At 66.9% G+C, this 5,225-nt stretch carries 4 protein-coding genes and 1 pseudogene; 1 reads left to right on the top strand and 4 read right to left on the bottom strand.

Annotation, left to right across the window (positions count from 1 at the left end; translation table 11 throughout):
- Positions 1 to 1,536: DUF5979 domain-containing protein (locus Q4A20_RS14650; protein WP_303124103.1), on the top strand; the 1,536-nt coding region annotated here is incomplete at its 5' end.
- 271 nt (positions 1,537 to 1,807) lie between these two features.
- On the opposite strand, the gene Q4A20_RS14645 is transcribed toward Q4A20_RS14650, so the two are convergent.
- The 4 genes and pseudogenes from Q4A20_RS14645 to Q4A20_RS14630 all read right to left on the bottom strand — a co-directional run.
- Positions 1,808 to 3,079: an HRDC domain-containing protein gene (locus tag Q4A20_RS14645; RefSeq protein ID WP_303124101.1), complete on the bottom strand. Its 1,272-nt coding sequence runs from the start codon at positions 3,077 to 3,079 to the stop codon at positions 1,808 to 1,810.
- A 53-nt stretch (positions 3,080 to 3,132) separates the two neighbouring features.
- Positions 3,133 to 3,711 carry a DUF3000 domain-containing protein gene (locus tag Q4A20_RS14640; protein ID WP_303124105.1) on the bottom strand — a complete coding sequence of 193 codons (579 nt, stop codon included), beginning with the start codon at positions 3,709 to 3,711 and terminating at the stop codon, positions 3,133 to 3,135.
- Positions 3,712 to 3,895: 184 nt separating this feature from the next.
- Positions 3,896 to 4,852, bottom strand: a complete 957-nt coding sequence (locus Q4A20_RS14635; protein ID WP_303124099.1) for an IS256 family transposase — start codon at positions 4,850 to 4,852, stop codon at positions 3,896 to 3,898.
- 64 nt (positions 4,853 to 4,916) lie between these two features.
- Positions 4,917 to 5,171: pseudogene (locus tag Q4A20_RS14630) on the bottom strand (transposase); the annotation flags it as partial.
- Positions 5,172 to 5,225 lie beyond the last annotated feature (54 nt).

Here is a 5,225-nt window from a genome sequence, read left to right as displayed (position 1 = left end):
CATGACAGTAGGTCCTCTCAATCAGGGCTTACACAGACCATTGAACACGCCCCCGGTGCCGACAGCGTGGCGACGGCGCACTTCACCAACACCTACACCCGGCTTAAGGGGACCTTCTCCATCGCGAAGACGGTGGCCGGTGAGGGTGACTTCTCCGGTGACACCTTCGCCTTCGATTACACCTGCTCCACCGGCGAGAGCGGCACCTTGAACGTTCCTGGTTCGGGGGCTGCGGTGACCTCGCCCGAGCTGCCTGCCGGCGCCGTGTGCGACGTTACCGAGCAGGAGGGCTCCGCCTTGCGGCAGGGCTACTCGGTGGACTCGACGGTGTCCGGCTCCCAGGTGACCATCGTCAAGGATCAGACCACTGCGGTGACGGCCACCAACACCTACGCCCAGGACAAGGGCACCTTCTCCGTGGCCAAGCAGGTCACCGGTGACGGCAACTTCTCCGGCGACACCTATTCGGTGACCTATGAGTGCGCGCTGCCCGATGGTTCGACCAGCACCGGCACGCTCAGTGTTGTGGACGGTGGTAAAGCCGACGGTCCCAGCCTGCCGGCGGGCACCCAGTGCACCGTGGGAGAGGAGGGCGCCTCCCGAGCCGGTTATGCGCTGGCGACCAGTACGACGGTCGATGGCCAGCAGGGCTCGTCCTTGACCATCGCCAAGAACGCCACCGCGCAGGTTGTGGTCACCAACAACTACACCCAGCGGGTCGGTGGTTTCCAGATCGCCAAGACGGTGGCCGGTGACGCCTCCAAGCAGGCTCCCGAGCAGTTCGTCTTCGACTACGCCTGCACCACCGACGACGGCTCCAACCCCTCCGGCGAGGTGAGCGTGAAGGCGGGTGAGTCCGCGCACGTGGAAGTCCCTGTGGGCAACTGCCGGATCACCGAGCGCGAGGCCTCGGTGGCCGGAACCGATCTGGTCACCACCATCACCGTGAACGGTCAGGCCGCGGGCCGCCAGGCCGTCGACTCTCAGGCGGAGGTTGAGGTGGTGGACAGTGCCGCAGCCAATGTAGTGTTCGTCAACACCTACACCGCGCACCGGGGTACCTTCTCAGTGACCAAGACCGTTGAAGGCGCCGAGGTGGGCCAGCGGGCCTTCGCCTTCGCCTACACCTGCACCGACGGCTCGCAGGGCACACTGAACGCGAAGGCGGACGGCCAGAGCGTCCAGCCTGAGCAGACCTTCCCGGTCGGTACCCAGTGCACCATCACCGAGAACACCGGCTCCGCCGGGATCAACGGCTATGACCTGACCGCCCCGCAGGCCCAGACGGTCTCAATCACCCACAAGGACCAGGTCCAAGCCACCACCTTCACCAACACCTACACGCCAACATCGGCACCCAGCCCGGCACCAACGGCCGAGCCGACCGCCACGGTCGAGCCCAGCGCCACGGCCACCATAGGCAGCGGCACCGGCCCATTGGCCCGTACCGGCGCGGCCATCCAGGTACCCGCGATCATCGCCCTGACCGCCCTGGCCGCAGGCGCGATACTGCTGCACCGTCGTCGCCGGGCATAACGCCCAGACAATGCGCTCAGCGCCACACCCCAGACCGGACCCCTGCGCCTAACCACGCAGCGGCCCCACCACGAAGGGCCGGCCACCTACCCGATGCCACAGGTGGCCGGCCCCTCGTACACAAAAGAACACACCACACCACCTCGTACCTAGCACATCCCATGCGGATAGTCGGTTCACACAGCCCTCTGCGGGATACTTCCTCGGCGCACAACCAGTGGGGTACTCGCTGCTCCCAAAATACCGGTGCAGCCCAACCACGATGAGCCCGTTACTGGTGTCGGTTTCGGGAAGGAGCCTGTCCTGGTGCGGCAATCAGATGCCGGCGCAGGTGGGGGACCACCTGCTCGATCTGCCAGGGACGTGCATCCAGCGCCTCAAGGACCGCGGTTATACCCGCGACTGACACGTCCACCTCAACGCCTGCGGCCCGACCCTCACCGATCTGCCAGGCTAAGTGGCGCTGAGCGTCCGTGCCCAGAAGCAGTTCGTGAGGAATCCGCAGCTGTTCGGCGCGCTCACGCACGGCGCCGCGTACCTGCTCCAGGGCGCCAGCAGCCTCGGGGTGATGCCGATTCCAGGAACGCGGTTGCGGCAGCTCTCCGGGGGCGAGCGGCGCATGAACGGGGGGCAGCTGGTCCTCCGGCAGCGACAGGGCCCGCTCCACCGCCTGCCACCACAATTGGTGATACTGACGCGCTGTTCGTGATGAAAACTCCCTTAGGGTGGCGAGCCTGTGTCGTGACTTAGGCCGCGCGACTGCGGCTGCTACCAGGGCCCGGTGCGGCAACAACTTTGATGGTGTTACATCCAGCCGCCGAGCCAAGTCCTCTCGGACAGTCCACAATTCACGCAGCACCGCTGCGGATCGGGGTGAGCGCAGCGCCGGTCCGGATCGGGGTGTGCGCCGCCAAGGGTCCGGCCGGGGCGGCCGGGACGGGTGAGCGAGTTCGTGGGCGAACTCCTGTGCCGCCCACTGCATTCTCCCGGCCGCCTCAAGTTCCTCTTTCAGCGCATCGCGCAGAGGGAGGAGTAGCTCGACGTCCAGTGCCGCATACACCAGCCAGGACTCGGGGAGCGGGCGAGTGGACCAGTCGGCGGCAGCATGGTCCTTGGCCAGGCGCAGCCCCAGTGTCTCCTCGACGACAGCGCCAAGTCCCACGTGCTGGCGTCCCAACAGGCGAGCGGCCAGCTCAGTGTCGAACAGGGTCTTCGCAGTCAGTCCCAGTGCCGTCAGGCAGGGCAGGTCCTGGTCGGCGGCATGCAGCACCCATTCCGGGCCGTCCAAAACGTCTGCTAGGGCGGACAACTCGCCCGCCTGACGTGGATCGATCAGCACAGTTCCGGCGTTCTGGCGTCGCAACTGCACCAGATAGGCGTCCTGGCCGTAGCGGAAGCCGGAGGCTCGCTCGGCGTCGACGGCGATCGGCCCGGTACCGGCGTCCAGGGCGGCGGCCGCACGAATCAGCGCTGCCGGTGTGTCGGTCACCGGGGGCAGGCCCTCAGCGGGGCAGCGGTAGTCGATGACCGCATCCACAGGCACGGGCGCGTCGGTAGTGCCCCTAACGGCGGCGGGACGTGGCGCAGGGCCCCCGCTCACCGGGCCGCACCCGCCAGACCTAGTGGAACGGCACTCTCCGGCTCGTGCCCGGCGGTGAGGTGAATCAGCTCGTACCAGGCCAGAAGGTGCGGGCCCAGGTCGGGCGTTGACGGGCTCCAGGAGGAGCGGATCTCGACGTGCGCGCAGGCGTCGGTCAACTCCAGGCCACCGAAGGTGTCGGACAGCACCCGGGTGACGGTGCCGACCAGTGCGTGCCGGCCGGCGCCGGAATGGTCAAGCGCGTCCGTCAACCAGGACCAGGCAGCCGAACCGAGCAGTGGATCTGCGCCGATCTCCTCGTCCACGCGCGCACGCACCATAACCACCAGCCGGAAGTCCCCGGCCCAGGCCGGTTGAGTACGCGGATCGTGCAGCACTACGAAGCGCCCCGAGGCTACTGGCGTCCCGGCCTCCGTCTCCGAGGTCTCAGCGGTCAGCGCTGCCGCATAGGGGGCCAGCCGCCCCGGTGCGGGCGCCTCTTGCAGGATCAGGCCCCGCGGTCGGGCCGTGGCGCGCAGCGACTCCAGGGCGTTACGGAAGCGCTCCGGTATTGGGGACGCGTCCTGCTCGTGCATCGGCGCGCGGGGGATATCAGCCACCGCCTCAGGCTACCGGCGTGCATGCACGCGCCGTGTCGCCACGCCGGACGGGACGGCGTCGTTGGACGTATCAGACCGGCCGTGCATGCCGTGGACCCGCCCGCCGGTCTATCGTGAGACGGGCCAGGCGGGTCAAGTCTCTTGGTGTGGTGTAAATGTTCTAGGCGGTGATGGCCATGATGGGGTGGGTGGTTTCGGCTTGTTCGTGGAGGATGTGGGTCAGGTGGCGTAGGGAGGTTTCGGATAGGTAGCGGCGTTCGCCGTACTGCCATCTCTTCGTGCTGCTCTTGTAGGACCGCACCGACCAGTCTGGTGACGGAGTCCCGGTCGGGCAAGAGTCCTGGACCACGTCCGTGCGGCGCTTGATCTCACGGTTGAGCCGTTCAATGGGGTTGCCCGTCCAGATCTTTTGCCAGTGCTCCCTGGGGAAGGCGGCGAACGCGGTCAGGTCCGGCTCGGCCTCGACCAGCATCTGCGCTATCTCAGGGAAGCTGGCCCTGAGGGACTTGATCACCTGCTTGTAGGTATCCTTCACGGCCTCGCTAGTGGTCTGGGCGAAGATCGTCGAGATCAACGCGTTCACGGGCTTGGAGCGGGCCGAGCCGAGCTTGGAGGTAACGTTGCGGGCGAAGTGAACCCGGCACCGCTGCCACGAGGCGCCCGGCAGGATGGCCTTGACCGCGTTCTTGATGCCCCAGTGGGCGTCACTGGTCACTAGTACGACGCCCTCCGGGTTCTGGTCGGTAGGCACTTTCAGGCCGCGCTCGCGCAAGGATCGCAGGAAAGCGGTCCAGAAGTCCGTGGTCTCGGCGTCGCCGACGCTCATGCCCAGGATCTCCCTCCTGCCCTGGGCTGAGACCCCGGTGGCCACTACTAGGGCCTGGGAGACGACCCGGTGGCCCAGCCTTACGTCCACGTAGGTGGCGTCGAGGAACAGGCAGTGGGGGAACCAGGTGTGGTCCAGGGGTCGGGACAAGAACTCGTGCACGCCCTCGTCTATGTCCTTGCAGACCCTGGAGACGGTCGCCTTGGAGATCCCGGACTCGTTGCCCATGGCCTTGACGAGGTCGTCGACCTTGCGGGTGGATACCCCCTCTATCCAGGCCTGGCAGATCACTGCGCACCAGGGCCTTGTCCACCCGCTTACGGGGCGAGAGCAGGGAGGGGAAGAACGAGCCCTGCCTCAGCTTGGGGATGGCCAGGTCGACCTCCCCGGCGGTGGTAGCCAGCCTCTTAGCCCTCGTACCGTTACGCCGGTTGGTGCGCCTCTCGGTGCGCTCATACCTGTCGGCACCGATCACCGCGGAGGCTTCGGCGTCCACGAGGTCTTGCAGGCCGGCCTGAAGCAGACGACGGAACACATCATCGTGGGCCAGGTCGGGGTCCGCAAGGACTTCCTGAATCAGCGTGGACACGGCAGACTTGTTCTCGGGCATCGTGGGTCTCCTTCGTGAATCTTTGGACGGATGAACAACGGGCTCCCACGATGC

This window comes from Actinomyces sp., from assembly GCF_030530635.1.
Classification (GTDB): domain Bacteria; phylum Actinomycetota; class Actinomycetes; order Actinomycetales; family Actinomycetaceae; genus Actinomyces.
Note: the sequence above shows the minus strand (reverse complement) of the source record. Positions and strands in the feature narration are given on the sequence as shown.